The following is a 23,963-nucleotide window of genomic DNA, read 5'->3' on the forward strand; positions in this document are numbered from 1 at the left end:
CCGCCCATGACCGAGATTACCAGCGATTTCAAAGGGCAGACCGTGATCTGCACCTTCGAGATGACGCCCGCCACAGCCGACGAATTGATGGAGAAGCTGCAAGCCGCCTATGCCGAGGTGATCTCGAAAGCGCCCGGTTTCATCGGCGCGGGGCTGCATATGAACGACGCGCGCACGCGGATCGCGACCTATTCCAAATGGCACGAGCGCGGCGACTATCAGGCGATGCTGCGCAGCCCCGAGATGATCGAGCGCAACCGGGTCATCTACACGCTCTGCCGCAATTTCGAGCCGGTGATGTACGAAGTTTCCGCCGATTTCTGACTGGCACGCACGGGGCGCTGCGCTGCCGAAATAGGCGCGCGAAGAGGGAACTTCAGAGCGCGCCTCGCGTTGATGTGAAAAGACATATCGGAGTGAAATCATGGAAAGCGTTCTGCAAGCAATCGGCACGGTCGGCCTGATCCTTCTCGTGCTCGCTGGTCTTCTGGCGGGCTGGATCGCGAGCGTCGTCTCGGGCGGACGTCACAAAGCCGCCTATCTGGCGATCGGCGTCGTCGGCGCCCTCATCACCCCGTTCATCGTGGCCCTTCTGGGCGGGGCGGTGCTTGCGGCGGGCGGCCTGCTTGCGATAATCGCCATCGCGCTTGTCGGGGCGGTGATCGTGCTGATCATCGGCAAGATGATCCTCGACTGACGCATGCGGCGCGGGTCAGGGCAAGGGCCCGCCCCGCGCTATCCACCATCCCAGCTTCAGGTAGGCGAAGCCTTCGCGGGCGCGGGCCTTCGCGCTTGCGCGGTGCGTGGGGCAATCCGCGCGTGCCCGCAGCCCCATCCGGCGCGCGATCATCACCGCGCGCGGTGCGTGGTAGGGATCGGTCACGATGGTTACCTCGTCGCCATCCAGATGCGCCTGCGCGAAGCCGATATTCTCGTAAGTGCTGGTCGAGCGATCTTCGAGAAGGATCGCCTCAGAATCCACACCTTCCGCGCGCAATATCCGGGCCATCACTTCCGCCTCGCTCGGTGGATACCGCCCGACACCCCCGCAGCAGATCACCCGCTCCGCCGCGCCCGCGTGCCATAGCGCAGCCGCGTGCCGCGTGCGCCGTAGCAAGGTGGGGGACGGGGCGCCCTCCGCCCAGACCGCCGCACCGAGGATCAAAATCGCTCTCATTTCGTTGAGCTAAAGATCCGCACGTCCGGCGACAAGGCCGGGATTTATGTTAAGATCACGAAAAAGGGAGGTTATCATGCGTTTCATGTTTCTTGCCGCGCTGCTTGTTGCCGCGCCTGTTCTGACCGCGCCCGCTTTCGCCGAGCCGGTGAATATTCGCCCGGACGTTATGTCCGTGACCGTGGAGACTGCCAAGGGGCCGGTCGAGATCAAGCGGATTCAGGATAACGAGAACAAGCTGGAAGGCGAGTGGGCCAAGACCTCGCGCCCCTGTCCGAATTTCTGCATCCAGCCGATGATCCCGGCGCCGGGTGTGACCCCGGTGGGTGAACTGGAGATGATGGAGTTTCTCAAGGATCCCAACGTGGTGGTCGTCGACGGGCGGGTGACCCGCGATTTTGAGGGCGGTGCAATCCCCGGTGCGATCAATATTCCCTATATGGAAGCCCCCGACCGTCTGGGCGAGCTTGGTTGTCAGCCCGATTTCGAGGGCTTCATCTGCGATGGTCCGGACGTGAAATCGGTCGCGCTTTACTGCAACGGTCCGTGGTGCGGCCAGTCGCCGACAGCCGCGCGCCGGATGATCGAAGCCGGTTTCCCGGCGGAAAAGATCTATTACTACCGCGGCGGGATGCAGCAATGGCGGCTGCTGGGCTTGACGGTCAGCGGCGGCTGAGCCTCATCCTCCGGATTCTGCGCAAGGGTAGGCTTCGCCATCGGGAAGCCGACAAAGCGCGTTGAAGAAGCCGCTGGAAAGTCGATCATAGCTGAGCATTCTGTGGTCCCGGTCGCGGGACTCGAGATAATCGCTGCACGACGCGAGGTAGTACAGCTCGCGTCGTTCGTCTTTCGCGTACCATTGGGTGAACGCGGCGCTGGCCGCGCTGATGAGATCGCCCGAGCGGCCCATTTCCGCCTCGAACGCGGTCGCGATATCGGCCTGCATTGGCCAGGTCGCCAGCGCGTTCCAGGTGTCGGGCATCCCGGCTTTGCGCAAATCCCAGGCGACAGCGAGACTGTAGGTGGTGGCATCGGCCTCCATCGCGAAGATCGCGCGGGCGTTTTCCTTCATCGACAGGTTCGGCTCGGGGCAGGAGCCGTGGAATTTCTGCTCCAGATGACGCAATTCGTGAATCAGAACTGCCTTTTGCAAGGCGGGTGCCATATCGGTGGCGATCACGAGCCGGGAGGAGCGCGGCTCGAAATATCCCCGCGCATCGTGCAGCGTGTCGGCAACACACAGCTCTCTAGCGTCTCGAAAGAGCGCAACATGCAGGCTCGGCCAGCGGTCGAGAGCGGGACGCAGCTGATCGACGATGGTTGCGACCTCGGGGGGATCGTCGAATGGCGGTGCGGCGCAGGTTAGTATCTGGGCCTGCGCGGGCACGGCGAGCGCACCGAGCCAGAGGCTCAGCAAGAGGCGCCGGACAAGCCTCACCGACCCTTCCGCCGCTTCACACCCCCGCGCTGGCCCGGGCGACCCGCAGTGGACCGGCCCGTCGCCTTGACCGCAGCCTCGCTTGCCGCTTCCACTGCGGACTGTCGTGCGAGCGGGTCGTCGTGGACGGCGAGGTCCACCGCTTCGAGACGTTTCACCTCGTCGCGCAGGCGGGCGGCTTCCTCGAATTCCAGATCTTCGGCGGCCTTGCGCATCTTCGCACGCATGTCATCCAGATGGGCCTGAAGGTTGGCCCCCGGCTTCACCGCATCGACCTTGGCGGTCACGCGCGACATGTCGGTGTCGCCCTGATAGAGGCCCGCCAGAACGTCATCGACATTCTTCTTGATCGTCTCGGGCGTGATGCCGTGTTCCTCGTTATAGGCGATCTGCTTGGCGCGGCGGCGGTCGGTTTCGTCCATCGCGCGCTGCATCGAGCCGGTGATCCTGTCGGCATACATGATGACGCGGCCCTCGGAGTTCCGTGCGGCGCGGCCGATGGTCTGGATCAGCGAGGTTTCCGAACGCAGGAAGCCCTCCTTGTCGGCATCGAGGATCGCGACCAGCCCGCATTCGGGAATGTCCAGACCCTCGCGCAGCAGGTTGATCCCGATCAGCACGTCGAACGCGCCCAGGCGCAGGTCGCGCAAGATCTCGATCCGCTCGATCGTGTCGATGTCGGAGTGCATGTAGCGCACGCGAACGCCCTGCTCGTGCAGGTATTCGGTCAGATCCTCGGCCATGCGTTTGGTCAGCGTGGTGACCAGCGTGCGATAGCCGCGCGCCGCGACGGTGCGGATTTCATCAAGCACGTCGTCTACCTGCGTCTCGACCGGGCGGATCTCCACGACCGGGTCGAGGAGGCCCGTGGGGCGAATGACCTGTTCGGTGAAGACGCCACCGGTCTGTTCCAGCTCCCATGCGGCGGGCGTCGCCGAGACGAAAACCGACTGCGGCCGCATCGCATCCCATTCTTCGAACTTGAGGGGGCGGTTATCCATGCAAGACGGCAGGCGGAAGCCGTGTTCTGCCAGCGTGAACTTGCGCCGATAGTCCCCGCGATACATGCCGCCGATCTGGGGCACGGTGACGTGGCTCTCGTCGGCGAAGACGATCGCGTTGTCGGGGATGAATTCGAAGAGGGTGGGCGGCGGCTCACCCGGTGCGCGGCCGGTGAGATAGCGCGAGTAGTTCTCGATCCCGTTGCAGACGCCGGTCGCCTCCAGCATCTCCAGATCGAAATTCGTGCGTTGTTCGAGGCGCTGCGCCTCCAGCAGCTTGCCTTCCTCTTCCAGTTGCTTCAGCCGGAGCGCCAGCTCCTTGCGGATGCCCTTGGCCGCTTGCTGCAGGGTCGGGCGTGGTGTGACGTAGTGGCTGTTCGCGTAGATGCGGATCTGGTCGAAACTGTCGGTCTTCGCGCCCGTCAGCGGGTCGAACTCCGTGATCGCCTCCAGCTCTTCGCCGAAGAAGGAGAACCGCCAGGCGCGGTCCTCCAAGTGGGCGGGCCACAGATCGACCGTGTCGCCCTTCACCCGGAACGCGCCGCGCTGGAAGGCCGCGTCGAGGCGTTTGTACTGTTGCGCCACCAGCTCGTTGATGAACTTGCGCTGCTCGATCAGGTCGCCGGTCTTGAGATCCTGCGTCATCGCCGAATAGGTCTCGACCGAGCCGATGCCGTAGATGCACGAGACCGAGGCCACGATGATCACGTCGTCACGTTCCAGAAGCGCCCGGGTGGCCGAGTGGCGCATCCGGTCGATCTGCTCGTTGATCTGTGATTCCTTCTCGATATAGGTGTCCGAGCGCGGCACGTAGGCTTCGGGCTGGTAGTAGTCGTAATATGAGACGAAATATTCCACCGAGTTTTCGGGGAAGAAGCTCTTGAACTCGCCGTAGAGCTGCGCGGCCAGGGTCTTGTTGGGCGCGAGGATGATCGCGGGGCGCTGAGTTTCCTCGATCACCTTTGCCATGGTGAAGGTCTTGCCGGTCCCGGTCGCCCCGAGCAGCACCTGATCGCGCTCCATCGCCTCGACCCCGGAAGACAGCTCTGCAATCGCGGTGGGCTGGTCGCCGGCCGGAGCGTACTGAGTGTGCATCACGAACCGCTTGCCGCCTTCCAGCTTGGGGCGGGTAAGCACATCGGGGCGTTCGGTGGGCAGATTGGTATTGTTGTGGGGCATCGGGCAGACCTTTTGCTTGCTCCCCAGATTTGTCCTCTTTTCGTTCGCATTCAAGGGTTTGCGAGGGAGGTTGCGGGAAGCTTAATGCTTGCTGTCGGATTGTCCATATTTAACAGAGGCTTGTGGCGGAGTTCGACCAAGGGGCGCGACGGTCCGGGAGAGCATCTTTTGCCTCTTGGGGCGTATCCGACCGCCGAGCGGCGCGTCACTCTGAGCTTGCCCTCCCGTCGGTTCGCAGGTCCGCTAATTTATTTGTGCAAAGCGGATGCCCGGGCAACAGCGGCGGGCGATCTTCCTTCCTTCCCGCTGCACCCTGCATAATCGCCGCGCATCCGTCGCCATTGCGCTCCGGGGCTTGCGATTTGTTGCAGATGCACTAAGAAAAGCCAGAGGTATCGCAGAGGAGTTTGCCCATGCGCGCGCGCATCTACCAACCCGCCCGCAACGCCATGCAATCGGGCAACGCGAAGACGCGGTTCTGGTATCTCGACTACGTCGCTGCCGACGCTCGCGAAATCGACCCGCTGATGGGCTGGACCAGCTCGAACGACACGCAGGCGCAGGTACGGCTGCGCTTCGAGACACGCGAAGCGGCGGAAGCCTATGCCAAGGAAAAGGGCATCGATTACGTCGTGACCGAGCCGCATAAGCGCGCGCCGAATGTCCGCGCTCGCGGCTACGGCGAGAACTTCGCCACCGACCGCCGCGCGAACTGGACGCATTGAGGGGCCAGGTCATCACCAACGAATGACGAGAACGGCGTTGCGGTGGCAGCGCCGTTTTGCGTTTCAGGGGCCACCCGGCCACCGCCTCTACTGGTAATGAAGCGCATCGATCGAGTCGAGCCGTGCCGCGCGTCGCGCCGGGAAGTAGCCGAAGACCATTCCCACTACCGCCGAGAAGCCGAAGGCGAGAAGAATGATATCCGGGCGTGGCGAGAAGGGGATCGCCATGATCCGCGACGCGACATAGGCGAGGCCGAGGCCGAAGAGGATGCCGATGATCCCGCCCAGAACCGAGAGCACCACCGCCTCCACCAGAAACTGCATCAGCACCTGATGCGCCTGCGCGCCGACCGAGAGGCGGATGCCGATCTCGCGGGTACGCTCGGTCACCGAGACGAGCATGATGTTCATGATGCCGATGCCGCCCACCAGCAGGCTGACCGCCGCGACGGAGGAGAGCAGGCCGGTGAGCACCGAGTTGACGGAATTGAGCATCGAACTCAGCTCGGCCATGTCGAAGACCGAGAAATCGTCCTCTTCGCCGATGGCGATGCGACGCCGCTCGCGCATCAGGGTCTCAATGTCGGAGGTCGCCCGGGCCGTCGACACGTTCGGCGCGACCTGAACCGAGATCGTGGAAACGTCCTGACTGCCCATCAGCCGTCTTTGCACCGTTCGGATGGGCATGATGACGAGATCGTCCTGATCCTGCCCGAACGAGCCTGCGCCTTTCGCTTTCAGCAAGCCGATCACCTCGCAGGAAATCGCCTTGATGCGGACCTTCTCGCCGGTCGGATCGGTCGCGCCGAACAGGGTCGTCCGCACGGTCTCGCCGATGATGCAAAGATTGGCGCCGCTGCGATCCTCGGCCGGGGTGAAGCTGCGCCCGAGTGCGAGAGACCAGCCACCGATATCGAGATAGGCGGAGGTCGTCCCGGTGATCGAAGTCATGCGGTTATTATTGCCGAACACGGCCGTGGCCGCGGTCGAGACGACCGGCGCGACGGCGGAGAGGCTGCTCAGGTCTTTCAGCGCCTCGGCGTCCGACAGCTTGAAGGGCGGGGCGGCCTCGCGCGATCCGGGCCCCATCATCCGCGCACCGGATCGCAGGACGAGAACATTCGTGCCGAGCGCGGCGACATTCGCCGAGACCTGTTCCGAGGAGCCTTGGCCGACGGTCATCATCGCGATGACGGCCGCCACCCCGATCACGACGCCCAGCACGGTGAGAAAGGAGCGAAGCGCGTTTCGGATGATCGCGGTGAGTGCGAGCCGGATGGTTTCCCAGAGCATCACAGGGCCCCCTCGCGCATCTTCTCGTCACGCACGACCCGGCCGTCGGTGAAGACGACGAGGCGCGAAGCGTAGGCGGCCATATCCTCCTCATGCGTGACCATGACGATGGTCAGGCCGGACTCGCGGTTGAGATCCTGCATCAGGTCCATGATCTCGACGCTGCGTTTGGTGTCGAGATTGCCCGTGGGCTCGTCGGCGAGCATAACCATCGGTTCTCCCGCAAGCGCCCGCGCGATCGCGACCCGTTGCTGCTGACCGCCCGAGAGCTGCGACGGCGTGTGATCCTCGCGCCCCTCAAGCCCGACGCGTGCCAGAGCCAGCTGGGCGCGCGCCACGCGTTCGGCCTTCCGCATCCCTTTGTAGATCAGCGGAAGCTCGACGTTCTCCAGCGCGGTGGTGCGGGGCAGAAGGTTGTAGCCCTGAAAGACGAAGCCGAGGTAATGCCTGCGCAGCAGGGCCCGTTGATCGCGGTTCAGGGTCGCGACCTCGACGCCGTTGAACAGGTAATTCCCCGCGGTCGGCCGGTCGAGGCAGCCGATGATATTCATTGCGGTCGACTTTCCCGACCCCGAGGGGCCCATGATCGCAAGGAATTCCCCCGGTTCGACGCGAAGATCCACGCCGTCGAGTGCACGCACGAGGGTCTCCCCGTGGCCGTAGTGGCGCTCGATTCCGCGCAGCTCGAGGAGCGGCTCACTCATCGCGACGTGTCCCGCTGATCGGTGATGACCTGATCGCCGACGACCAGGTCGCCTTCGGTGACGATCGTGAACTTGCCATTCGTCGCCCCCGGCGTGACCGCAACCTCGACAGGGGTGCCGTCGCGAAGAACCCAGACGGATTTCCCGCTCGCGGTACCGCTCTCCGAACCCGGTCGGCTCGGTATCACGAGGCCGATGAGCCCGCTCGCGCCATTGCCTGCGTCTTCGACCTGTTGCGGGGGCGCATAGCGCAGCGCCGCATTCGGGATCAGGAGCGCGTCCTTGGCCTCGTCCACGGTGATCGTCGCCGTCGCGGTCATGCCGGGGCGCAACAGCAGGTCGGCATTGTCGACCGCCAGCACACCCTTGTAGGTCACGACATCGTCGGTTGTCTCGGGGGCGTAGCGCACCTGCGTGATCGTCGCCGGGAAAGAGCGACCGGAATAGGCGTCGACGGTGAATGTCGCGTCATTGCCGACCGCGACCTGACCGATATCCGCCTCGTCGATATCGACGAGCAACTGCATGCGGCGCAGGTCTTCGGCGAGCGTGAACAAGGTGGGCGCGGATAGCGAGGCGGCCACGATCTGACCGGCCGAGACATTGCGGTCCAGAACGACGCCGTTGATCGGGGACCGGATGACCGATTTCTGCAGATCGTCCTTCTCCAAAGCAAGGTTCGCCTCGGCCAAAGTCAGCGACGCTTTCGCGGCCTGAACGGCCGCCACCGCGCGATCGCGCTGCGCGATATAGGTGACGAAGGTGCTATGGGTCGAGACGCCACGCCGGTCCAGTTCCGCCTGTGTCTCGTAGAGTGCCGTCGCTTCCTTCTGGGTGGCTTCGGCCTGTGCGAGCTGCGCCTTGGCGGCCGCGAGCGCGGCTTCGGCATTGGCGACCTGCGCCTTGAATTTCGTATCGTCGAGCCGCGCGAGGACCTGACCCACTTTGACCTCGTCGTTATAGTCGACGTCGATGCTTGCCAGCGTACCCGACAGCTCCGAGGAGACCTCGACTTCCGTCGTGGGCTGCACCGTGCCGGTCGCGGTGACCGTGACGGTCAAATCGCCCCGGGTGACGGCCTGCGTGATGTAGCTTGTGCCGGTGCTGTCGCGGGACGGCGCCAACCAGACCCAAGCGCCGACCGCGATCACGAGGGCCCCCGCGCCGAGGGCCCAGAGCCGCCAAGGTCGGCGGCTTTTCGCGCTGGACAATACGTGTTCGATCTCGTCGCGGCTCTGACTCGGCATGATGAATCCGTTCCGGTTTCTCGTCCCGCAGGGAGGGCAGGTGTGATACGTCGCAAAGGATGAACCCCGTCGCCCGCTATGGCTTTGCTCTAGAACAAGAAGGGTAGAAGAAACGCGCGTGGGGTCGGCGAGTTGATCAATTCGCGATCTGTCGTCGGCCGCTGCGGGCAATGCTTGCACATCACCGCATCAAAGGACCGTGCGCGTGAGGGTCTTGATCGCCATCTGCGAATATCCGTCCTCCTCCACGGTGCTCAGCTCCAGATCGAAGCGGCTGCGGCTCCCGTCGGGGGCGAGGACCGTGAGATCGTCGATATCCGAGGAGCGCTCCATCTGGTGGCGCCCATATTTCGCGCCGCGCAGGTTCGGCGGAAGCTTCGCGTTGATGAGCCCCGCGATCTCGTCCGCGCCGGTTAGCACGCCGAAGGGAGAGGCAGTCGACCAGATCCCGTCGGGATGAAACAGCTTTGCAGCCGCTGCACCGTCGCGCCGGTCCACGCAATCCAGAAAGCGCATCAGCAGCGAGCGCTTGGAATGTCTGGCGGCGTAATGGGTGTGGAGCAGATGGTGCGCGGTCGGGGAGTTCGGCGCGCCCAGTTCCGAGGCATAGAGCGCCTGCACATCCGCATTCTCATAGGAACGGCGGCGCGGTGCCTTTGCATCGACGCTGTAGATCGCCTTGGCGCGTTTTTGCAGAATTTGCGGGTCCATGGATTTCGGCTCGCCGCCGCCGCCGAGGCAGCCACCGACGCAGGCCATGACCTCGATCGCGACATAGTCCTCGCGCCACGTCTCATCCTCTAGCATGCGCTGGGCGGACGCGATCCCGTTGCACACGGCCACCGTGCCGACGCCGGGAATGGTCGCGGTCTTCACGCCCTCGCGCACACCGCGCAATGCCTCCCATTCCAGCGGCAGATCGTGCTCGACCCCTTTGAAATGCGCAGCCGTGCGGACCATCGCCTCCATGACGCCGCCCGAGGCGCCGAATATCTGTGCGGCCCCGGTGCTCTCGCCCAGCGGACTGTCGAATTGCCCGTCCTCGGAGAGCGCCCCGAACGGGATCCCGCGCGACCGGATCATCCGCGCCAGCTCTCGGGTGGTGAGCACATGATCCACGTCGCCCGAGACGCCGGGCCGCTGAGCCTCGTCCTTCTTGGCGGTGCAGGGCATCACGCTCACCACGTAGGGTTCGGCCTTGCCGTCTGCGAAATCAGGGCCCAGAGACCGCGCGAAGCGGCCCCGTTTGGCGATCGCGCCATGCATCTGCTGTGGCGATTTGGTCGTGCTCAGATGCGGCAGAAGATCGGGGCGGTTCAACTCGACCCAATTCACCCAGCCCGGACAGCAGGAGGTGTACAGCGGCAGCTCCGTCCCGGCCTCGAGGCGCGACAGCAATTCAGTGCCTTCCTCCATGATCGTGAGATCGGCAGCGAAATTCGTGTCGAACACATAATCGAACCCCAGGAGCCGCAGCGCATTGATCAGGCGCCCTGTGCTGACAGTTCCCGACTCCAGACCGAATTCCTCGCTGATGGCGATGCGGGTCGCCGGGGCGACCTGAACCACGGAGACGCGCCGATGGGCATCGAGCGTGCGCAGCACCTCGTGCCAATGCGGGGCCTCGATCAGCGCGCCAACCGGGCAGACAAGCGTGCACTGGCCGCAGGAAATGCAGTTGGTCTGCGACAGCGGCACGTCGAAGACGGTGACGGGGCGCCGGTCGAAGCCCCGATTGGCGAAGCCGATCACGTTCTGGTTCTGCACGCTGTCGCCGCAGACCTCCGCGCAAAGCCCGCATTCGATACATTTCGACAAGTCCCGCCAGATGCTGGGGGAGGTGTGATCGCAGGAGAGTTCTTCCGACGCGGTGACGGCCCCGGCCGGCGTCTTCGGCCAACGCTCTTCCCACTGGTTCTCATGGACGAGACGCTGGAGCTGGCACGCCCCGTTCACTTCGCAGCGCATGCAGTCGTTCGGATGCCGCGCGAGCAGCCATTCCGCATCGGCTTTCCGAAAGGCAGTCAGCGCTTCGCTGTCCGTCGTCACCACGTCCCCATCCTTCGCCAGAGTGCGACAGGCCGGTTGCGGGTTCTGCGTGCCCTCGATCTCCACGAGGCACATGCGGCACACGGCATGGGCGGGCAGGCCGGGATAATGGCACAGGGTCGGGATGTGGATGCCGGCTGTCTTCGCCGCCTCCAGCAAGCTGGTGCCGTCCTCGACGTCGATATGTCGCCCATTGATCGTCAGCGTGATCATGCGAAGAAACCTCCCTATCCGATAAGTATAACAGAGGCTCCCGTCGTCGCAGAAGGTCCACCTTAGGTCTGCCTCGCAGCCCGGTCGGAAAGGCGGATTCCCGGTTTTCGGCTCGGTCGTGCTACACTGACACTTGATAGTGCTCGAAAGGATGGCGTGAATGGCCCGAGCCACCCGGACATCGCAACCAGCCCCGCTCTGGGGCATCGGCGCATATTGGCGCGGCGCGTACCCGCCGTGGATCGCGCTTATAGTCGTGCTGATCGGCGGGCGGTTCGCCGTGGCTCGGCTTTGGCAGGTCGTGTCGCCGCCGGTGCCAATGCCACTCTTCTCAATGCTCATCCTCGCGGACATCGCGCTGGCGGTATGGCAGGTGGTGGGGGCGTGGCGCAGCGTCTCGCATTGGGTCGATGCGCGGGCACGGGGCGATGTGCTGTTCGCCGCGCGTGTGGCGATCGGGGCCGTCGCGGTGGTGAGCGCGACGCATGCGCTCGACCAATCGGCGCGGCAAACGATGGCCTTGGCGCCGATCGCTCATGCCGGGCCGATGCCGCTGGAGGTGCGAAACGGAATCGCCTATCTCACCGGCGATATCAGCTACGATCTTCTGGCTCGGTTCGAGGCGACCCCGACGCAGGGCGTCTCGGCGATCGATCTCGACAGCGCCGGTGGGCACGTCTTTGCCGCCCGCGCGCTGGCGCAGCGCGTGATGAGGCGGGGGCTGAAGACGCGGGTGACGAAGCGATGCTACTCGGCCTGCACGCTGATTTTCATGGCAGGCGCGCATCGCGATCTTGGCCCCGAAGGGGAGCTGGGTTTTCACGGCTACAGCCTGGAAGCTTACCCGTTGCCGATCGACATCGGAAAAGAGGAGGAGATCGACCGCGCTTTCCTGCGCGAGCGTGGCGTGACGGCGCGCTTCGCCGCGCGGGCCTTCGCGACACCGCATGCCGATATCTGGCGGCCTGACCGCCACGCGCTGACCGCCGCCGGGGTGCTGCGCAACTAGGGCTGCGCGACCCCTGCTTGACGCCAGCCCATTCGTCCATGCAGCCGCACGATGTCTGGTGACTTCGTCCTTGAACTCGCGCTGGCCCCACGCCGGGAATCCCGGTAATTTTCCGCAATGCGAGCCGTCCTTTCCGCCCTGATCCTCTGTGCCCTCGCGGGGGCGCCGAACGCGCAACCGGCGCGGGCGATGATCGGTCCGCCCGCGCCCGATCTGCGCTGCACCGCGGACGGGCGGCGATGTATCGGACTGACGGATTATTTCGCCGACACCTGCAGGCTCATTCAAAGCGCGGCCGACGAAGCTGGGCTCGATCCGGGCTATTTCGCGCGGCTTTTGTGGCGCGAAAGCCGGTTCGATCCGGCGGCGATCAGCCCGGCGGGCGCGCAGGGTATCGCGCAATTCATGCCGGGCACGGCGCGGCTGCGCGCGCTTGCCGACCCGTTCAACCCGGCGCAAGCGATCGAGGCCTCGGCGCGTTACCTCGGCGAGATGGCCAGACGCTTCGGCAATCCCGGCCTCGCAGCGATCGGCTATAACGGCGGCGAGGATCGCGCGGCGGGCTTCATTGCGAAGACCGGCGGCCTCGCGGGAGAAACCCGGGCCTATGTCCGCGCGATCACCGGCCACTCGGCAGAAGACTGGCGCGACACGCCGCCAGATAGGGTGGATTACAGGCTCGATGGCGATACGCCTTTCCTCGTCGCCTGCACCACATTGGCGGAGGGTCAGGCGATCCGCGACTTCCGCGATCCGGTCCCGCCCTGGGGCGTCATCGTGGCCGCCGGGCGCACCCAGAGATCGGCCGAGACTTTTGGGAAAAAGGCTGCCGCGCGCCACTCCGGGGTTATCGGCGACACGAAGCTGCGCTTCGTACGTGCGGTCATGCCGGCCTTCGGACGACGCGCGCAATACACCGCGCAGGTTCCGGCGGGTTCGCGCAAGGAGGCGCTGGCGACCTGCGAGAAAATCCGCGATGGGGGCGGCTTCTGCAAAGTCATTCGCAACTGATGCGTTTTCGCGCTGGAGGCCGGCGCGCGCCATGCCTAATCTGCCGCCGACACGAATGAGGATGCCCAATGCAAGACACGATCGAAATCGCGCGCGAGACCCCGCTGGGGGGCGATCTCGCCGAGCTTCACGCCCGCCACGCGGCGGCGATGCACGCCGATACGCCGCCGGAATCGATCCATATGCTGCCGCCCGATGCGCTCGCCGCTCCCGGCATCTCGTTTTTCGTTATGCGGCAGGCGGGACGCCCGGTCGGCATGGGGGCGCTGAAGCGCATCGCGCCCGATGAGGGCGAGATCAAGTCGATGCACATCCTTTCCGAAATGCGCGGGCAGGGGCTGGCGCAGCGGATGCTCGAGCAGTTGGTCGAAGCCGCCCGCGCCGAGGGCATGGCGCGCCTCTATCTCGAGACCGGATCGCAGGATTCCTTCGCTCCGGCGCGCCAGCTTTACCTGCGCGCGGGATTTACGGAATGCGGGCCCTATGTCGGCTATCAACCCGATCCGAATTCCGTCTTCCTGATGCGCGCGATCTGAACTTGCGCCGCGCGCCCCGATCGCGCATTTAGGGGCCACGCGGTCCCTTAGCTCAACTGGATAGAGCAGCTGACTTCTAATCAGCAGGTTGAGGGTTCGAGTCCTTCAGGGATCGCCAAGAAACTTTCTCCCCTCCATGCAGCCTCCGCCTGCGACTTCTTCGCGCGTATTGTCCGAAAACAAGGAAACGCTCTCTGAGTCGCGGCAAGCTCTTCCTACGCCCCGATGTCGACGACATGCGGCGGAGCTACCATGGAGGTTTAAATGCGTTTCTTTCTTCTTGTCCTGCCGGCGGCGCTGAGCGTCGCTGCGTGCAATCCGACGCCCGGTCCCTATGCGACCGGGCCCTATAACGGCCCGGCCCCCGGCACGCGCACCACCTACAATTACGAAAGTGTGGAATACGGCCGCATCGTCGCGGTGCAGCCGGTCACGATGCGCCGGACCAGTGACGGCGACCAGATCGTCGGCGCGGTCACGGGCGGTCTCGTCGGTGCCGTGATTGGCCATCAGCTCGGCTCAGGGAAAGGCAAGGACGTGATGACCGGCGTCGGCGCGATCGCGGGCACGATCGTCGGCAGCAACATCGCCAGCCAGGGCGGCACCTACACCTCCTATGCGTGGACCGTGCGGCTCGACAATGGCGGCTCGATCACCGTGATCCAGATGTCGAACCAGTTCCGCGTCGGCGACAGGGTGAGCGTCGTGCGCAGCGGCAACCAGGTCTACCTGCGATAGCATCGTTCGGCGCAGGGCCGGGTGAGGGCGCGCGATTGCGATGCGGTCTCACTCGGGCCTGATCCGGAGGGCGCGCAAGGCGTTGAGGATGACGGCGACGTCGATCACCTCCTGCAAAATCGCCCCCTCGACCGGGGTCAGGTAGCCGTAGGCGGCCGCGATCATACCGAGCACGGAGAGCCCGATCCCGGCGGCGACGCTCTCGAAGGCGATCCGCCGCGAGGACGCGGCGATTTCGATGCCCGCGCGCAGTTGATCGATCCGGTCGACGAGAAGCACCACATCCGCCGCTTCGGCCGAGGCGGCGGCCCCGCGTGCGCCCATGGCGACGCCGACATCTGCCGCGGCGAGGGCGGGCGCGTCGTTCACGCCGTCGCCCACCATCATGACCGGCCCGTTCTTGCGCTCGGAGAGCACGAGGAGAACTTTCTGGTCCGGTGTGAGGCCCGCGCGCAACCCGTCGAGGCCGAGGCCCTCGGTCACACGCTCGGCGACGTCCGTCCGGTCGCCGGTGGCGAGCAGGATGCGGGCGATCCCCTCCTGACGCAGCCCGTCGAGCATCGCGCCCGCACCTTCGCGCAGCGGATCGGCCATCACCAGATGCCCGGCCATCCTGCCATCCACTGCGACGGCGACGAGAACCGCCCCGGCGGCCATCGCTGGGTGATCGCCCGGTTTGCGCCCGACCCGCGCCGCTACGAAATCGTCGCCGCCGACGAAGACCTTGCGCCCCTCGACATGACCGACGACTCCCTCGCCGGCGATTTCAGCCACATCCGACGGGACGGGCAGGGTAAAGCCGCGCTCTTTCGCCTCAGCGACGATCGCCTGTGCTACGGGGTGTTTCGACGCCTGATCGAGCGCTGCGGCGAGGCGCAGGATCTCGTCCTCCTCCATCCCGTCATGGCTGTCGATGGACACGATCTGCGGGCGGCCGTCGGTCAGAGTCCCGGTCTTGTCGAGGATCAGCGTGCGTATACGCGCCATCGTCTCAAGCGGGCCCGCACCCTTGATGAGCACGCCGTAATGCGCCGCGCGCGAGAGGCCCGCGACCAGCGCGACCGGTACGGCGAGGATGAGCGGGCAGGGCGTCGCGACCACCAGAACGGCAACGGCCCGGATCGGGTCTCCGGTGAACCACCACGCGGCGAAGGCGATGGCGACGGTGACCACGAGAAAGCCCAGAGACCAGCGATCCGCCAGCCGCGACATCGGCGCCTTCGAGGCCTGCGCTTCTTCGACCAGCCGGACGATCCCGGCATAGGTGCTGTCCTTCGCGGGCCGCACCGCGATAAGGTCGAAGGCTTCGCCCGCGTTGGTCGAGCCGCTCATGATGTCGCCCCCGTGCGCAATACGCACAGGCAAGGACTCCCCGGTCAGCGCCGATGTGTCCAGAAAAGCCGTCTCGGACGCCAAGGTCCCGTCCACGGGCACCACGTTGCCCTGATGGATCAGCAAGCGGTCCCCGGGGGCGATCTCGTCGAGGGAGATATCTTCCAGCTCGCCGTCGCGGTGACGCGTCGCGGTCCGAGGGACGCGGGAAAGCAGGTCGTGCATCTCCCGCCGGGCGCGGCCTTCGGCGAAGCTTTCGAGGAACGTGCCGCCGGAATACATCACCGCCACGACTGCCGCCGCGAGTGTTTCGTCAAAGACAAGCGCGGCGGTCATCGAGAGCGCGGCCACGATATCAAGGCCGACTTCGCCGCGCCGCAGGCTGCGCGAGATTTCGTAAACCAGCGCGGCGAGGGTGGGCACGACGCCGACGACCCAGCTCGCTTTTGCCATGGCCTCGGCGCCCGCGAACCAGAAGGCGAGCCCCACGATCAGGGCCGCTGCGGCGAGCGCGAGAAGAGCGAGCTTGAAACGGTCGGTTCCGCGCTGTTCCATCCGGTCTGCGTTCCTTCTGCACGGTTCACGGTCGATCGCGCGTCAGTCCGCAGAGGATCGCGCCGATACCGTGATAGCGCATCCCGGCGATCGGTCCAGCCTTCAATCGGGTTTCACCAGGCGATCCGTTCAGCGCAAGGGCGCGCGGCTGCGATCCGGGGTGAAGACGAGTGCGACCACAGCGATCAAGCCCGCCACGAGCATGTAGAGCGCGGGGGCGGTGACGAGGTCCGTCGCGGCGATGAGGCTCGTTGCGATCATCGGGGTGAGACCTCCGAAGATGCCGAGGCCGATGTTGAAGGCCACGGAATAGCCCGAGAGCCGGTCCCGCTCGGGGAACATCTCCGCGAACAGGGCGGGCCCCGATCCCAGCGGTACGGCCAAGAGCAGGAAGCTCACCGCATGCGCCACCACCACGGGCAGAATCGCGCCGCCTGACGTGAGCATCCATTCGTGCAAGGGCCACGCGGCCAGCGCCAACGACCCGATCGCCAGAGCGATCCAGACCCTGCGCGGCAGCCACCGGTCGCCCACGATCGCCGCCAGTGGCATCGCGGGGATCACGAGGACCGTCATCGCGGTGTTGATCAGAAGCGCCGTGTCTCGCGCCATCAAGCCCTGGCCGGACAGCCATTCCGGAAGATAGACGAAGGCGATGTAGTAGCAGGTGCCGTAACTGGCCGCGAAGGCCACCGCCAGAAGCGTCTCTTTACGGTTCGTCGTGAAGGCTTCGAGAAGGGGAGACGTCTCGTCGCGATCCTCCAGATGCTGCCGGAAATGCTCGGACATGTGCAGGTTGCGGCGGATCAGGATCGCCACCGTCCCGAGGAGTGCGCCCCCAAGGAAGGGCAGGCGCCACGCCCAATCGGCGAGCGTCTGCGCGTCGAACAGGTTCGTCACCAGCGCCGCCGCCCCGACCCCGAGAAGTGATCCCGACATGGAGCCGATATTGGCCCAGCTCCCCGTCAGGCCGCGTTTCTTCAGGGGCGCGGTTTCGACAAGATAGGTCGCCGAGGACGAGAACTCCCCACCGACCGACAGGCCCTGCAGCAGCCGCACCAGAACCAGAAGTGCCGGCGCCAGCACGCCGACCTGCGCATAGGTTGGTAATATGCCCAGAAACAGCGTCGGCATCGCCATCATCACGACCGAGATCTGCATCGTTCGGGCGCGCCCGTAGCGGTCGCCGAACCACCCGAACACCGCCGCGCCTAGAGGACGCATCAGGAACCCGGCCGCGAAAATCCCGTAGGTTGCAATCAGGCCCGCGGTCGGGTCGTTCGAGGGGAAGAAGACCGGGGCGATGACGCCCGCCAGATAGCCATAGAGCGCGAAGTCATACCATTCGACCACGTTGCCGATGAAGCCGGCCATGATCCGGTGCCGAAGCTCTGCCGGTTTGGATGCGCTGTCGTCCCGCGTCATTGCCGAGCCTCGTGATTTTGACGCCATCTTTGGGGTATACGTAGCCCTTACTCCGGCCCGGACGCAAATCGGCAGGCCAGACCTTCAGGTCGCAGGCATCTCGATGCCGGTCGCTCTCACGACATTTCCGATACGGCGGCCAGATCGAGGTCCAAGGTCGCGACCAGACCCTCTGGCGTGAATTCGCGCGAGAAGCTACCTCCGAGCGAGGTTGATACGGTCAGCCGGCACAGGGACGTGCCAAACCCCTTGCTTTCTGCTTGGCCCGACCCCGCTTCGGTGATGCCGGGTTCTTTCCACGTGAGCCCGAAGCGCCCGTCTTCTATCTCGGCGTTTATCTCGAGGCCGTGGCCGTCCCGCGAAAGGCCACCGTACTTCACCGAGTTCGTCGCGAGTTCGAACAGAACGAGCGTCAGGGGCGTGATCGCGGCGGGTCGCACCTGAATATCGGGAAGCGAGGTCTGGACCGTCGCCCCTTCGCTGAAAGGTTTCAGGATGGTGCTCACGAGATAGGAGAGCGGCATGCCTTCCGCTTCGTCGCCGGATGGGTCGTTCACCGTCATCGAGTTGAGCGACGCGATGGCGTGGAGACGGCAGCGCATTTCGGAACTGAGCTGCTCGACGCTTTCCGCCTGTCGCGCGGCCACGGCAATCAGGGAGGCCGCGACGGCGAAGGCGTTCCCGACCCTGTGGCGCATCTCTGACAGAAGCAGCCGCTGCTGCTCTGCCAGTTGATGCTGCAAGGTGATGTCGCGCGCGATCTTAGATGCGCCGACGACATGTCCCTCGGCATCGCGCACGGGCGAGACGGTCAGCGACACCGGGACAGAGCTTCCATCTTTGCGTTGACGGACCGTTTCGTAATTCGCGATCCGCTCGCCGCGCCTCAGGCGGGCGATGAAGTCGACCTCCTCGTCCATCCGGTCGTCGGGAAAGATGATCGTGATCGGCCGGCCGATGGCTTCTTCCGCAGTGTAGCCAAACAGGTTCTCCGCGCCGCGGTTCCAGCTCAGGATGATGCTGTTGAGGTCCTTGGTGACGATCGCATCTTCCGAGCTTTCCACGATAGCGGCCAAATGCTGTTGGATGCTCTCTGGTGAGTCCATGACAGGTCTGGTCTCCATGCTTTTCCGGCAACAGATACTAAAAGATGCATATGAAGTATACCCTTTAGCCCGGCGGCGTAAGGCTGCCCGAGGGCATTGTCCGGCCACCCGTTGTCGCCGAGACGGCGCGACGCCGCATGCCGCATGGCAGCAAGGACGCGGCGCACGGCTCAAGTCTCGCGCTGAGGGCGTCGAACTATACTGGTCGCCGCGGGCTCACGGGCGTTGCAGCACGAAGTCCGGACAGATGCCGCAGGTCGCGATTGCCGCTTGCGCGTCCTCGCCGCCGAAGAACCCGTGTCCCGCGATCAGGGCAGAGCGAATACCGGCGGCCTGCGCGCCGAGAATGTCGGTGTGCAGGCTGTCGCCGACCATCAGCACGCGCGCGGGGTCGACCGGGCCGAGACGCGCGAAGGTGAGATCGTAGATATTGGTGAAGGGCTTGCCGAAGAACTCCGGCGCGATGCCCGTCGCATCGGCGAGCCGGTGGGCAAAGTGCCCCGGTTCCTGCGTGAAACCGATCTCGCGCGGGGCGACGATGTCGGGATTGCCGACCCAGACCGGGCGCGGGTTGTCGCGCAGAGAGGCTTCGAGCAGGGCGTGCCGCTCCTCGGTCCATTCCGCCGCGCCGATCAGAAGGAAGCCCTCGACCGCGTCGTAGGCGGCACGGTCTTCGGCGAGCCATGTGACATCGAACGCGTCCAACTCGCCGATCCCGGCCGCGCGGCTCGCCATCAGACCCCAGGCGCGCGGAGGGGCGGTGCGCAGGGCGGAGACGAGGGCGGCACGGCTGGTGACGACATCCTCGGGCGCGAAGCTGTAGCCGAGCCTTGTGTATTTTTGCATCAGGGTGTCGTGCGGGAAGCCCGCCGCGTTCGACACGACCATTACCCGCTTGCCCGCCGCTTGCAGCGCCGCGACGCGCTCGGGCGTGCCCTCGATGGCGGTCTCGCCGATATTGAGCACGCCGAAAGCATCGAGCAGAAAGACGTCGAACAGATCGGCAAGCTCCGAGAGGTCGCGGGCCATCCGGCTCGTCTTGGCCAGCCCGGGGGAGGGCAGTCTGTGGCGCGCGCGCTCATAGGCCACAAGCGCTTCCTGCGCTGTCATTGTCATCAGAAGGTCGTCCCTAAGCACTTTCGTTGATGGCCATGCGCTTATCACCACTGCGGTCGCGATCACCAGCCGGTTCGGGCGCGCCTGTGACCTTGCCTTCACTTCGCGAGCAGCACGTCCACGCCGTTCTTTCGCAGCGCCTCTTCCAGATCGGCGGGCGGTGCGCGGTCCACCACCACCGAGGCCAGCGCCCCGAGCGTCGCGGCGCGCGTGAAACCGTGAATGCCGAATTTCGAGCCGAGGATCAGCAGCATCCCCGCCTGCGCCTGCGCGAGCATCGCGCGTTTGACCGCAGCGAAGCCCGGAATGGACTCGGACACGCCCTCGAGCGAAAGCGCCGTGGCGCCGATCACCGCCCGGTCGACGTGATGGCGTGACAGGAAATCGAGCGTCTCTTCGCCCACGACCGCCGACTCCGTGGGCAGGTAATTCCCCGGCGCGAGGATCACGTCCGCCCCCTCGCTACCGCCGAGAAGCATGGCGATGGGCAGGGAATTGGTGATCACACGACAGGGCGTTCCTGCCATGGCGAGAAATCTGGCCATCTGCTGCGTGGTCGAGCCGGAGTCGATCATCAGCGTCTCGCCAGCGACGACCTGCGCGGCGGCCATGCGGCCGATCCGCTCGCGCTCCTGAAACTGGTCGCGTTCGCGCTCGTCCAGCGTGGGATAGTGGCCAGGATGGGGCCGCGATGCGCCGCCATGCGCGCGGTCGATCAGCCCCTTTTCTTCGAGCGCATCGAAATCTCGCCGGATCGTCTCTGTCGAGACCCCGAACCGCGCCGCGAGTTCCGAGATGCGCAAGTGCGGGCGCAGCTTCAACTCGAACAGGATCTGTTCCCGCCGGTCGCGTTTGCGGAGCCGCGTTCCCTCTTGTTTCGCGCTCGCGTCCATTGCCTCTCCCGAAAGGTGATCCTTTCACCGCGTTCCTAAAAATTGATGTGGGCTATGCCTCGTAATTTCAAGAAAAATGTTGCTAATGCCACATTTTGATGCAGTTTATCCTGAAAAGGTCCGCGCGCCGTCGGAGGTAACCCGGGCGGCGTGCGGGATTTGGGAGAGCGCATGATCTATTTCCTGATCGATCTGGCGGGCGCGGTGGCGCTGCTTCTCTGGGCGGTTCGGCTGATCCGCACCGGGGTCGAGCGCGCTTTCATGGCGTCGCTGCGACAGTTCCTGCGCCGCACGGCCGGGACGCGGATCAGCGCGATGGCGGCGGGGACGGGGGCGGCGATGCTGCTGCAAAGTTCGACCGCCGTCGCGATCCTGACTGCAGGTTTTGCCGCGAGCGGAACATTGGCGGCGATCTCTGGCGTGGCGCTCGTGCTGGGCGCCGATCTGGGCTCGTCGATCGTGGCCCAGATCCTGCTCTCGCCGATCCATGTGCTGGTGCCCGCGCTGCTGGTGATCGGGGTGACGCTGTTTCTCAAATCGAAAGCCCGGCGGCCGCGGCAGGCGGGGCGTATCTTCGTGGGGCTGGCGCTGGTGCTGCTCTCGCTCGGTCTGATCGGCGAGGCGACGGCGCCCCTGCGCGAAAGCGCGCTCGTCAATGCGGTGCTGACGCGGTTGGGCAGCGATCTGGTCTCGGCCTTCGTCCTCGGAGCCCTGCTGACCTGGGCGATGCATTCCTCGATTGCGGCGGTGCTGATGTTCGTGACCTTCGCCGGGCAAGGCCTGCTGCCGGGGCCGGGCGCTGCGGCGATGGTGCTCGGCGCCAATCTCGGCGGGGCGATCATCCCGGTGATGCTGACCCTCTCGGCCGATCCGATCCCGCGCCGGATCATGGTGTCGAATTTCGTCCTGCGCGGGGGCGGGGCCATGCTTGTGCTGCTCGGCCTGATTTTCTATCCGCAAGCGCTCGACTTCTTGGGTGGCACGATGGCGCGGCGGGTGATCAATCTGCACCTCGTCTTCAACCTCGGCGTCGCAATCCTCTCGCTTCCGCTGATCCCGTCGGTGCTGCGCCTTGCCGGAGCGGTCGTGGCGGACCGCAAGGAGATGTCGCCCACTCGGATCAGCGCCCTCGATCAAAAGGGGCTCGGCGATCCGGGGCATGCGCTCGGCAATGCGGCACGCGAGCTGTTGCGCATGGGCGAGTCGGTCTTCGAGATGCTGCAACCCGCCTTGGGGCTCTTCGTGCATTGGGATCCGGAAATCGCCGCCCGCATCAAGCGCACCGAGAACGAAGTCGACCGGATGCATTACGAGATCAAGCTCTATGTCGCGCGGCTCAACGAGACACGGCTGAGCACCGAGCAATCCCGGCGCGCGATGGAGATCGCGATGGTCGCGAACCATCTCGAGGATGCGGGCGACCAGATCTCGACCAATCTCGTGGATCTCGCGCAGCGTATCCACGAACGCGGCCTGACCTTCTCCGAAGAGGGGCTGCGTGAGCTGACCGATTTCCACGACCGAGTCGCGTCGAATGCGCGGGTTGCGCTGAACGTCCTGATGTCGGGCGAGATCGACGACGCGCGACAGCTCGTGGAGGAGAAAGACCGCACCCGCGCCGCCGAGGCCGAATTGCAGGCCGCACACCTCGCCCGGCTGCGTGCGAATAACAGCGCCTCCATCGAGACCACGAATATCCATCAGGAAACCGTGCGCGCGCTGAAGCAGATCAACACGGACATGACCTATGTCGCCTACCCGATCCTCGAACAGGCGGGCGATCTGCGGGCGACGCGGCTGACCGGGTGAGCCTAGCGCAGCCTGGAGACCCGTCGCGCCTTGCGGAGGGTCGATTGCCGGAACAAGTCCTGGACCCTCTTGCCCGAGGACTTGCAGGAGTGAGAGGGTTCCGCAAATTGCGGGAGGAAATAGATGAGCGTGTTTGACGACAGGGTTTGCGAACTGGGCGAGGGGCCGTTCTGGCATCCCGAGCGTAGCCAGTTCTTCTGGTTCGACATCCTGAACCGCCGGCTGCTGACGCGCGATGCCAACGGGCCGAGCGAATGGCAGTTCGAGGGTATGGCCTCGGCGGCGGGCTGGGTGGACCGCGAGCGGATGATCCTCGCGACCGAGATCGGGCTGTCTCTGTTCAACATTGCCGAGGGGACGCTCGAGCCGCTCATCGAGGTGGAAGGCGACGATCCCGGCACCCGCTCGAATGACGGGCGCGCGGATCGGCAGGGCGGCTTCTGGTTCGGCACGATGGGCAAAAAGGCCGAGCGACGGCGCGGTGCGATCTACCGCTATTACCGCGGCGAGCTACGTCGTCTGGTCACGGAGATTTCGATCCCCAACGCGATCTGCTTCACGCCGGATGGCCGGACTGCCTATTTCGCGGATACGCCCAGCCACAAGGTCTGGCGTCAGCCGCTGGATGCGGATGGCTGGCCCGAGGGGGAGCGGAGACCTTTTCTCGACCTCTCGGCCGAGGGCCTCTATCCCGACGGCGCGGTGGTCGATGCCGAGGGTGGCCTCTGGTGTGCGCTGTGGAGTTCCGGGCGCGTGGCCCGCTTCGATGCGGAAGGTCGTATGACCCACCATCTCGATCTGCCCGGGAAGAACAGCACCTGTCCGGCCTTCGGCGGCGCGGATATGCGCGACCTGCTGGTTACGAGCGCGCTGGAGGGCATGACCGACCCGGATGCGGCGCAAGGGTTGACCTATCTTCTGCGCGCGCCGTTCGTGGGCATTCCCGAGCCGTGCGTGATCTTGTGAGCGGCCCGGCGGCCCGGCAGGTCGCGTAGTTGGCCTGCGGAGGCCGGGCATGGCGATTCAGCCGGTCGCCGCAGGGCTGTGGCGCCGCGACTCGGGGTCGCCGGAGATGAACAATCCGGCCCTCACGGACGCTGCTTGAGAGAGAAACCGTCACAAAAAACGCCTGCCACCTGTCATTTTCTCGGGGAAATTTACACGAGGGGTGGCCCAAAACGCGCGTGCCTCGCGACCTTGCGATTTTTTCGTGATCGCCAGCAGCACGCGAAAGCGTCTTGCAGGTCGTCATTTTCGGGGCGTCCGTGCGCCGCGCCTCGTGATCCCGAAGTCCGCGAAAACGTCCGGATATCACGGCCCTTCACGCAGTCGCGACTGTTACATAGCTGTCAAGAAGCCCCGTCATTAGTCCCCCCAGCGGACGGGACGAGTTTCGTTACCGCGTTC

Annotated in this window: 22 protein-coding genes and 1 tRNA gene; 11 read left to right on the forward strand and 12 right to left on the reverse strand. The window is 65.2% G+C overall.

Annotation, left to right across the window (positions count from 1 at the left end; genetic code table 11):
* Positions 1–6: 6 nt before the first annotated feature.
* Entirely contained in the window at positions 7–324 is a 318-nt protein-coding gene (locus tag B6V72_RS05905) for an antibiotic biosynthesis monooxygenase (RefSeq protein ID WP_075774285.1), read from the forward strand.
* 100 nt (positions 325–424) lie between these two features.
* Positions 425–697: a hypothetical protein gene (locus tag B6V72_RS05910; RefSeq protein WP_075774286.1), complete on the forward strand. Its 273-nt coding sequence runs from the start codon at positions 425–427 to the stop codon at positions 695–697.
* Positions 698–712: 15 nt separating this feature from the next.
* On the opposite strand, the gene B6V72_RS05915 is transcribed toward B6V72_RS05910, so the two are convergent.
* A complete protein-coding gene (locus B6V72_RS05915) occupies positions 713–1,177 on the reverse strand; it encodes a YdcF family protein (RefSeq protein ID WP_088722470.1) in 465 nt (154 codons plus the stop codon).
* A gap of 76 nt (positions 1,178–1,253) precedes the next feature.
* On the opposite strand from B6V72_RS05915, the gene B6V72_RS05920 reads away from it, so the two are divergent.
* On the forward strand, positions 1,254–1,853 hold the full coding sequence (locus tag B6V72_RS05920; RefSeq protein WP_075774288.1) for a rhodanese-like domain-containing protein: 600 nt from the start codon (positions 1,254–1,256) through the stop codon (positions 1,851–1,853).
* Positions 1,854–1,856: 3 nt separating this feature from the next.
* On the opposite strand, the gene B6V72_RS05925 is transcribed toward B6V72_RS05920, so the two are convergent.
* Positions 1,857–2,615, reverse strand: a complete 759-nt coding sequence (locus B6V72_RS05925) for a DUF6782 family putative metallopeptidase (protein ID WP_146696172.1) — start codon at positions 2,613–2,615, stop codon at positions 1,857–1,859.
* Positions 2,612–4,795, reverse strand: a complete 2,184-nt coding sequence (gene uvrB, locus B6V72_RS05930) for an excinuclease ABC subunit UvrB (RefSeq protein WP_075774290.1) — start codon at positions 4,793–4,795, stop codon at positions 2,612–2,614. The genes B6V72_RS05925 and uvrB overlap by 4 nt, the downstream gene beginning before the upstream one ends.
* Positions 4,796–5,208: 413 nt before the next feature.
* On the opposite strand from uvrB, the gene B6V72_RS05935 reads away from it, so the two are divergent.
* Positions 5,209–5,520 (forward strand): ETC complex I subunit, encoded by a 312-nt coding sequence (locus B6V72_RS05935; protein WP_075774291.1) that lies wholly within the window; start codon positions 5,209–5,211, stop codon positions 5,518–5,520.
* Positions 5,521–5,607: 87 nt separating this feature from the next.
* Here B6V72_RS05935 and B6V72_RS05940 read toward each other — a convergent pair whose 3' ends face one another.
* The 4 genes from B6V72_RS05940 to B6V72_RS05955 all read right to left on the reverse strand — a co-directional run bounded on the left by B6V72_RS05940 (position 5,608) and on the right by B6V72_RS05955 (position 11,026).
* Positions 5,608–6,813, reverse strand: coding sequence for an ABC transporter permease (locus tag B6V72_RS05940; RefSeq protein ID WP_088735049.1), 1,206 nt, complete (start codon positions 6,811–6,813; stop codon positions 5,608–5,610).
* Positions 6,813–7,517, reverse strand: a complete 705-nt coding sequence (locus tag B6V72_RS05945; RefSeq protein WP_088720062.1) for an ABC transporter ATP-binding protein — start codon at positions 7,515–7,517, stop codon at positions 6,813–6,815. Before B6V72_RS05945 ends, B6V72_RS05940 begins: the two co-directional genes overlap by 1 nt.
* Positions 7,514–8,764, reverse strand: coding sequence for an efflux RND transporter periplasmic adaptor subunit (locus B6V72_RS05950; RefSeq protein WP_088735051.1), 1,251 nt, complete (start codon positions 8,762–8,764; stop codon positions 7,514–7,516). The genes B6V72_RS05945 and B6V72_RS05950 overlap by 4 nt, the downstream gene beginning before the upstream one ends.
* A 189-nt stretch (positions 8,765–8,953) precedes the next feature.
* Positions 8,954–11,026: a [FeFe] hydrogenase, group A gene (locus tag B6V72_RS05955; RefSeq protein ID WP_088735053.1), complete on the reverse strand. Its 2,073-nt coding sequence runs from the start codon at positions 11,024–11,026 to the stop codon at positions 8,954–8,956.
* 160 nt (positions 11,027–11,186) lie between these two features.
* On the opposite strand from B6V72_RS05955, the gene B6V72_RS05960 reads away from it, so the two are divergent.
* The 5 genes from B6V72_RS05960 to B6V72_RS05980 all read left to right on the forward strand — a co-directional run bounded on the left by B6V72_RS05960 (position 11,187) and on the right by B6V72_RS05980 (position 14,320).
* Entirely contained in the window at positions 11,187–12,035 is an 849-nt protein-coding gene (locus B6V72_RS05960) for a hypothetical protein (RefSeq protein WP_088735054.1), read from the forward strand.
* A 189-nt stretch (positions 12,036–12,224) separates the two neighbouring features.
* On the forward strand, positions 12,225–13,046 hold the full coding sequence (locus B6V72_RS05965) for a lytic transglycosylase domain-containing protein (protein WP_088735107.1): 822 nt from the start codon (positions 12,225–12,227) through the stop codon (positions 13,044–13,046).
* 68 nt (positions 13,047–13,114) lie between these two features.
* Entirely contained in the window at positions 13,115–13,582 is a 468-nt protein-coding gene (locus tag B6V72_RS05970) for a GNAT family N-acetyltransferase (protein ID WP_075774298.1), read from the forward strand.
* A gap of 41 nt (positions 13,583–13,623) precedes the next feature.
* A tRNA-Arg gene (locus B6V72_RS05975) sits at positions 13,624–13,700 on the forward strand.
* Positions 13,701–13,846: 146 nt separating this feature from the next.
* Positions 13,847–14,320, forward strand: a complete 474-nt coding sequence (locus B6V72_RS05980) for a glycine zipper 2TM domain-containing protein (RefSeq protein WP_088735056.1) — start codon at positions 13,847–13,849, stop codon at positions 14,318–14,320.
* Between the two features lie 48 nt (positions 14,321–14,368).
* On the opposite strand, the gene B6V72_RS05985 is transcribed toward B6V72_RS05980, so the two are convergent.
* The 5 genes from B6V72_RS05985 to B6V72_RS06005 form a co-directional block, all read right to left on the reverse strand.
* Complete coding sequence (locus B6V72_RS05985; protein WP_088735058.1) at positions 14,369–16,207, reverse strand: heavy metal translocating P-type ATPase; 1,839 nt, start codon at positions 16,205–16,207, stop codon at positions 14,369–14,371.
* A 129-nt stretch (positions 16,208–16,336) separates the two neighbouring features.
* Positions 16,337–17,632: an MFS transporter gene (locus tag B6V72_RS05990; protein WP_206185770.1), complete on the reverse strand. Its 1,296-nt coding sequence runs from the start codon at positions 17,630–17,632 to the stop codon at positions 16,337–16,339.
* A 116-nt stretch (positions 17,633–17,748) separates the two neighbouring features.
* The gene (locus B6V72_RS05995) at positions 17,749–18,738 is read right to left on the reverse strand and encodes a PAS domain S-box protein (RefSeq protein WP_168173015.1); all 990 of its coding nucleotides are present in this window, start codon (positions 18,736–18,738) and stop codon (positions 17,749–17,751) included.
* A 216-nt stretch (positions 18,739–18,954) separates the two neighbouring features.
* Positions 18,955–19,854 carry an HAD hydrolase-like protein gene (locus B6V72_RS06000; RefSeq protein WP_346394064.1) on the reverse strand — a complete coding sequence of 300 codons (900 nt, stop codon included), beginning with the start codon at positions 19,852–19,854 and terminating at the stop codon, positions 18,955–18,957.
* Positions 19,855–19,952: 98 nt separating this feature from the next.
* Positions 19,953–20,747: a DeoR/GlpR family DNA-binding transcription regulator gene (locus B6V72_RS06005; RefSeq protein WP_088728060.1), complete on the reverse strand. Its 795-nt coding sequence runs from the start codon at positions 20,745–20,747 to the stop codon at positions 19,953–19,955.
* Positions 20,748–20,918: 171 nt separating this feature from the next.
* On the opposite strand from B6V72_RS06005, the gene B6V72_RS06010 reads away from it, so the two are divergent.
* Both B6V72_RS06010 and B6V72_RS06015 read left to right on the forward strand, forming a co-directional pair.
* Positions 20,919–22,556 carry a Na/Pi cotransporter family protein gene (locus B6V72_RS06010; RefSeq protein ID WP_088720069.1) on the forward strand — a complete coding sequence of 546 codons (1,638 nt, stop codon included), beginning with the start codon at positions 20,919–20,921 and terminating at the stop codon, positions 22,554–22,556.
* A gap of 123 nt (positions 22,557–22,679) precedes the next feature.
* Complete coding sequence (locus tag B6V72_RS06015; RefSeq protein WP_075776981.1) at positions 22,680–23,522, forward strand: SMP-30/gluconolactonase/LRE family protein; 843 nt, start codon at positions 22,680–22,682, stop codon at positions 23,520–23,522.
* The last annotated feature ends 441 nt before the right edge of the window (positions 23,523–23,963 follow it).

Origin of the sequence: Thioclava sp. F34-6, assembly GCF_002213235.1 — a bacterium.
Lineage (GTDB): Bacteria > Pseudomonadota > Alphaproteobacteria > Rhodobacterales > Rhodobacteraceae > Thioclava > Thioclava nitratireducens.

Bases quoted from the DNA above. Each gene is read 5' to 3' on its own strand.
- B6V72_RS05905 (WP_075774285.1), top strand. From the start codon at position 7: ATGACCGAGATTACCAGCGATTTCAAAGGGCAGACCGTGATCTGCACC.
- B6V72_RS05910 (WP_075774286.1), top strand. From the start codon at position 425: ATGGAAAGCGTTCTGCAAGCAATCGGCACGGTCGGCCTGATCCTTCTC.
- B6V72_RS05915 (WP_088722470.1), bottom strand. From the start codon at position 1,177: ATGAGAGCGATTTTGATCCTCGGTGCGGCGGTCTGGGCGGAGGGCGCC.
- B6V72_RS05920 (WP_075774288.1), top strand. From the start codon at position 1,254: ATGCGTTTCATGTTTCTTGCCGCGCTGCTTGTTGCCGCGCCTGTTCTG.
- uvrB (WP_075774290.1), bottom strand. From the start codon at position 4,795: ATGCCCCACAACAATACCAATCTGCCCACCGAACGCCCCGATGTGCTT.
- B6V72_RS05935 (WP_075774291.1), top strand. From the start codon at position 5,209: ATGCGCGCGCGCATCTACCAACCCGCCCGCAACGCCATGCAATCGGGC.
- B6V72_RS05940 (WP_088735049.1), bottom strand. From the start codon at position 6,813: ATGCTCTGGGAAACCATCCGGCTCGCACTCACCGCGATCATCCGAAAC.
- B6V72_RS05945 (WP_088720062.1), bottom strand. From the start codon at position 7,517: ATGAGTGAGCCGCTCCTCGAGCTGCGCGGAATCGAGCGCCACTACGGC.
- B6V72_RS05950 (WP_088735051.1), bottom strand. From the start codon at position 8,764: ATGCCGAGTCAGAGCCGCGACGAGATCGAACACGTATTGTCCAGCGCG.
- B6V72_RS05955 (WP_088735053.1), bottom strand. From the start codon at position 11,026: ATGATCACGCTGACGATCAATGGGCGACATATCGACGTCGAGGACGGC.
- B6V72_RS05960 (WP_088735054.1), top strand. From the start codon at position 11,187: ATGGCCCGAGCCACCCGGACATCGCAACCAGCCCCGCTCTGGGGCATC.
- B6V72_RS05965 (WP_088735107.1), top strand. From the start codon at position 12,225: ATGATCGGTCCGCCCGCGCCCGATCTGCGCTGCACCGCGGACGGGCGG.
- B6V72_RS05970 (WP_075774298.1), top strand. From the start codon at position 13,115: ATGCAAGACACGATCGAAATCGCGCGCGAGACCCCGCTGGGGGGCGAT.
- B6V72_RS05980 (WP_088735056.1), top strand. From the start codon at position 13,847: ATGCGTTTCTTTCTTCTTGTCCTGCCGGCGGCGCTGAGCGTCGCTGCG.
- B6V72_RS05985 (WP_088735058.1), bottom strand. From the start codon at position 16,207: ATGGAACAGCGCGGAACCGACCGTTTCAAGCTCGCTCTTCTCGCGCTC.
- B6V72_RS05990 (WP_206185770.1), bottom strand. From the start codon at position 17,632: ATGACGCGGGACGACAGCGCATCCAAACCGGCAGAGCTTCGGCACCGG.
- B6V72_RS05995 (WP_168173015.1), bottom strand. From the start codon at position 18,738: ATGGACTCACCAGAGAGCATCCAACAGCATTTGGCCGCTATCGTGGAA.
- B6V72_RS06000 (WP_346394064.1), bottom strand. From the start codon at position 19,854: ATGACAATGACAGCGCAGGAAGCGCTTGTGGCCTATGAGCGCGCGCGC.
- B6V72_RS06005 (WP_088728060.1), bottom strand. From the start codon at position 20,747: ATGGACGCGAGCGCGAAACAAGAGGGAACGCGGCTCCGCAAACGCGAC.
- B6V72_RS06010 (WP_088720069.1), top strand. From the start codon at position 20,919: ATGATCTATTTCCTGATCGATCTGGCGGGCGCGGTGGCGCTGCTTCTC.
- B6V72_RS06015 (WP_075776981.1), top strand. From the start codon at position 22,680: ATGAGCGTGTTTGACGACAGGGTTTGCGAACTGGGCGAGGGGCCGTTC.